The organism is Bacillus sp. JJ664 (assembly GCF_036962205.1).
Lineage (GTDB): Bacteria > Bacillota > Bacilli > Bacillales > Bacillaceae_G > Gottfriedia.
This window is the reverse complement of sequence record NZ_JBALMS010000203.1, coordinates 1-4505: the sequence shown is the minus strand read 5'-3', so window position 1 is coordinate 4505 and position 4505 is coordinate 1. Positions and strand designations below refer to the sequence as shown.

At 31.0% G+C, this 4505-nt stretch carries 5 protein-coding genes; all 5 read right to left on the bottom strand.

What is annotated here, in order from left to right:
• Positions 1-122: 122 nt before the first annotated feature.
• Positions 123-1022: a GNAT family N-acetyltransferase gene (locus tag V7056_RS20215; RefSeq protein ID WP_499704181.1), complete on the bottom strand. Its 900-nt coding sequence runs from the start codon at positions 1020-1022 to the stop codon at positions 123-125.
• 26 nt (positions 1023-1048) lie between these two features.
• Positions 1049-2278, bottom strand: coding sequence for an MFS transporter (locus V7056_RS20210; protein WP_499704180.1), 1230 nt, complete (start codon positions 2276-2278; stop codon positions 1049-1051).
• Between the two features lie 236 nt (positions 2279-2514).
• Positions 2515-3129 (bottom strand): TetR/AcrR family transcriptional regulator, encoded by a 615-nt coding sequence (locus V7056_RS20205; RefSeq protein ID WP_087998058.1) that lies wholly within the window; start codon positions 3127-3129, stop codon positions 2515-2517.
• Positions 3130-3281: 152 nt separating this feature from the next.
• The gene (locus V7056_RS20200) at positions 3282-3593 is read right to left on the bottom strand and encodes an MTH1187 family thiamine-binding protein (RefSeq protein ID WP_499704179.1); all 312 of its coding nucleotides are present in this window, start codon (positions 3591-3593) and stop codon (positions 3282-3284) included.
• Positions 3594-3667: 74 nt separating this feature from the next.
• Positions 3668-4505 (bottom strand): D-2-hydroxyacid dehydrogenase (locus tag V7056_RS20195; protein ID WP_499704178.1); only part of this gene is annotated, 838 nt, incomplete at its 5' end.

Below are 4505 nucleotides of genomic sequence, written 5' to 3'. Positions count from 1 at the left end.
ATTGATTTTGATACATAATATTTCACCTCCATACTATTTAGTGTACGAAGTGAAGTATTACTATGAGCAAGTTCAACTAACTAGGTAAACATACAATTACGATCACTTAGCGTTTTTCTTTACTATACTAATCTCTTATACATTTCATATTGAGCCAATTTTTCTTTTTGAAAATCTAATGATGTTAAAAAACCTTCCAAATGACTATTATTCGGAAAACCAATTGAGAATGCTTTACAATCTAAATGTAAAAATGCTGTTTGTAATAGTTTTGTGGCAATCTGTTGATTTCTATAATTCTGATCTACATATAAGAAACTGATTTTACCACTAGCGTGCACAGCTATTGCACCTACAATTTGCTGGTCGAGATACGCCTCGAAGTATGTAACCTTAGGCGCTTTTTCTAAATATTCAACATCATTTTGCCAATTAATATGATAGTTCCATTTGTTAACAATTTGTGTAAATGAATCGAATTGAATTTGACGAACTTCACACTCGGAAGTTGATTTCAATTGTTCAAAATCTGATAAATCTTTTTTACTAAAATAAGAAATATCATAGATTTTTTCATAACCTAAATTTTTGTAAAACTGTATTGCTCGATCATTCCCTACAATAACCTCAAGGAATAATTGTTTGCATCCATGTTTTTTTGCCTCATCTTTATGTAAATCAAATAACTTTTGACTTACACCTTTCCCTCGATAATTAGGACTAATAGCAAGTGTCCCACATCTCATTGTTTTCATATTTTCATATTCTTTAATACCACCCAAAATGACCCCAACAGCTTCACTATCATGAATGGCAACAAAAGAATGTTCTAAATGATTTCCTTCTGGGCCAAAAAAATTGGCAACAAATTGTTCCTCTGTTAATTCGAACTTTACGATATAATCAGAAAATCCGATTGTAAAAGCTTTGTATACAAAATCAATATCTACTTCGGAGCATCTGTGGTACTTAATATTTTCTATATCAGCTTTTGTTAAGTCATTCTTAATATTTGTTTCCATTGTAAGAGCACCCCTAAAATCAGATTTTATTTACTAACAACTAGTTCAACCTCTTGTTTTAGTGTCGGATCATGATCAAAGTGAAACATTTTTCTTGAAAACAGAATAATTGAGATTACGAGTATAATCAAAATCATACTCCCGTGAAATAACCATACAAGATGTGGCATTGTTAAATATTTTAATATAAGAGAAGATGCCACAAATCCAAGTGTAAAACCAAGTCTATTTAATAGATTCGTTACGCCAAAAATTCTTCCTCTTATTTTGTTTTCAGTTTGTTGAATCATTGATGAAAAGTACGTTCCTGCTGCGGCATCAAACAGTCCTGTGAAGAAAGCAAAAAATAATATAAATGCTAGTAACTTTGTAGATAAAAATAAAATAAATCCTGTAGACATTAAAATTGAAGTACCAAAGTATATAACTAGAAAATGTTTTTTTAGCCAAACAAATTTGGGGATTAACCAAGTTGAAATGATCCCACCGATTCCCCATATGCCCCAGATTAACCCTTGGTATAAAGTAATGTGGTCTGCACTAAGCTCTTCAGCCAAAATTGGTACACCTACATTATGAGAGCTAGCTGTAAACGTTTGACATAAGAAGACAATAAAGACTAATAAAAGAAGCGGTCTTAAAAACACATAGTTCTTAACTTCCTTCAAATCAATTATCCATTGCTCCCAATTTGATTTCCCACTATTTTTTACACTATTTTCCCATTTAAATAAAAATAAAACATATGCTGATAAGAAATAGGAAAAAGCATCAATTGCAATGATGACTCTGTAATCTACAATAGTAGACAATAATGCAGAACCTAAAAATCCAATTACCATACTAATTGCAGCCAATCTAGAAATAAAGGCATTCACTTGCAATATTTTTTCTTCGCCAAATATTTGTGGGATTTCAGCACTGAAACTAACTGTGAAGAAACTTCCCAAAGCTCCTAATGTAAATGCAATCACTGCAAACATGGTAGGTGAAGGAAAAAAGCAAAGAAATAAAATACATAATCCTCTTGTAATATCACTAAATATCATCAATTTTCGTCTATTATATCGATCAGCTATTACCCCTGAAAACAAGCTTGTGATGATTCCACCGCAAACTCGAAGTGCTAAGATTGCTGCCAACCATGTTGTGCTTTTTGTCATAGAATAAATGACAGTATTCATCACAACTAATTCCATCATATTTCCAATATCTGAAAAGGCCTTCGTGTATAAAAAATATACTTTTTTCCCCATTGTATCTCCTTCACCCTTGTCAATTACTCACCCATTAACAATGTAATGCTAAATAAATTAATTTTACTTGTACCGAATTCATATTGATCTCCTCCTTTTAGATAAAACTGACTGTTAAGTTTATTTTAGCTCATAAGTATTGTATGTCCAATAATAAATTTTAACATACTAAATTTTCAGTTTTCTTTTTTTATTTTTTAGGTAGCAAAGTTAAAACTTCACTACCTAAATATTATTTATTTGGTTAATATATAGTTCATAATCATTTCTTCGGTTTGTTTAAATTGTTGCTTATACAATTCATCTTCTTCAACAACTGAATAATGGAGACAAATTCCATCGATATAAGCCCAAAAAATGCTAGAAACAAGTTCAGCTTGTATTTCTTTTTTAAATTCTCCTGATTTCTTACCTTGTTCTATTATTTCATTCATAAATTGCAAATATTGTTTTTTATATCGATCAAGCATAATGTTCTGAAGATTTTCATGCCTTGCGGAATTAATCCAAAACTCCATATGCACTCGAATTAAATGACGCCATTCTTCAGTAAGTGTTATTTCACGATACATCTTGAACAGCTCTCTCATTTTTTCAGTTGCCGTTTCACAGTTTTTAAAATGCTCATTAATTCTTTCAAATGTAAGTTTTGTACGTTCTTGCATTAATTCTAAATATAGTTCTTCTTTACTCTTAAAATAGTTATAAATTAGACCTTTACTAGTTTTAGAATATGCAACTATATCATCCATTGTGGTAGAATGGAAGCCTTTCTCTCCAAAGCATTTTAAGGCGCTTTCTAATAAACTTTCTCTTTTACGTTCTTTGTAATCATCAGAAACCTTAGGCATTAATTCTAGCTCCTTACATTTTTATGAATTAAACTGACTATTTAGTTTAGTTTAACAATTCATACTATAATTTTCAATAGGTCAAATTTATTAGAATAATTTAATCTAAAAAAGTGACTTTACAAAATTAGGTTGTAAAGTCACTTTTTTGATTAATTTTGATCAAGTTTTGCTTGTACAGATGCTAACTTACTTTCCATTGTACTCTTTTTGTCCCTACGATCATCGATTCGGATTGTAGTAGCAACTCGAGAGATACCATTTTCAAAAGGTACTTCATGCATTTCCTGAACAACTTGAAGAAGTAATGGTAATTCTCCTTCAATAATCGTATTCATCGGCGTTAATTGAAATTTAACCTCACCATTATACTTTTCTAAAACCTTATGAATATTGGCCACATAAGCACTCACACTTGGCGTTTCTGTGCCAATAGGAACAATCGAAACATCTATAATTGCCATTTTCTTCTATCTCCTTTCAGGGTAAACATCTTGTTGCATTCATATATTACCATGATTTGATAAAAATGGAAAAATTAATAGCCTTTATTAATGACAACTTTATTTTTTACAGCCTCGCCATTTTCTAATTTTGTTAATGTATCAACAAAACATTTTACACCATCAATTGGAAGTGTTACTGCTGAAATATGTGGCGTAATTGTTACATTCGGCATTTCCCATAATTCTGATGTTGCTGGTAATGGTTCAATACTAAAAACATCTAAAATAGCTTTTCTTACATTTCCACTCTGTAAAGCATTCATAAGATCAACTTCAGAGACTGTTGCTCCTCTTCCGACATTAATGAATCCCGCACTTTTTAAATTCATAAAAGTAGATTCATTTATGATACTTTGTGTTTCATTAGTAGATGGAAGAACTCCAATTACCCAATCCGTTTGATCTAGTATCGTATGAGCATTATGTAAAGTCACAACTTTTTCAAAAAATGGTTTTTGTTCCCCGCTCATTGATACACCGTACACCTTCATACCTAAAGAAGATAATGTTTTCCCAATATAACCACCGATTTCACCTGTACCATAAATGACAACTTTTTGTTCTTCCAATGATTTAGGTATATGAAACTCCCATTTACGTTCTCTTTGTAGATTAGAAAACTGTTCATGTAATTGAGTATCTTGTAATATGTAACTTAAACAGTATTGACTCATTTTCGGACCGAAAACATCTATAGTTCGAGTAAGTAATACGTCTTTATTCCAGTCTAGTTTCATAAAACTATCAACACCAGCTGCTAAAGAGTGCACCCATTTAATATTTCCAAATTCAAAATTAGGAGTTGGTCTAAAACCAACAAATGTATCAGCCCATTCATAATCTTCTTTCGAAACTTGATCTTCAGGTAAA

What these genes read in the sequence shown, in the direction of transcription:
- V7056_RS20205 (WP_087998058.1), bottom strand. Translation starts at nt 3,129, where the DNA reads ATGCCTAAGGTTTCTGATGATTACAAAGAACGTAAAAGAGAAAGTTTA.
- V7056_RS20215 (WP_499704181.1), bottom strand. Translation starts at nt 1,022, where the DNA reads ATGGAAACAAATATTAAGAATGACTTAACAAAAGCTGATATAGAAAAT.
- V7056_RS20210 (WP_499704180.1), bottom strand. Translation starts at nt 2,278, where the DNA reads ATGGGGAAAAAAGTATATTTTTTATACACGAAGGCCTTTTCAGATATT.
- V7056_RS20200 (WP_499704179.1), bottom strand. Translation starts at nt 3,593, where the DNA reads ATGGCAATTATAGATGTTTCGATTGTTCCTATTGGCACAGAAACGCCA.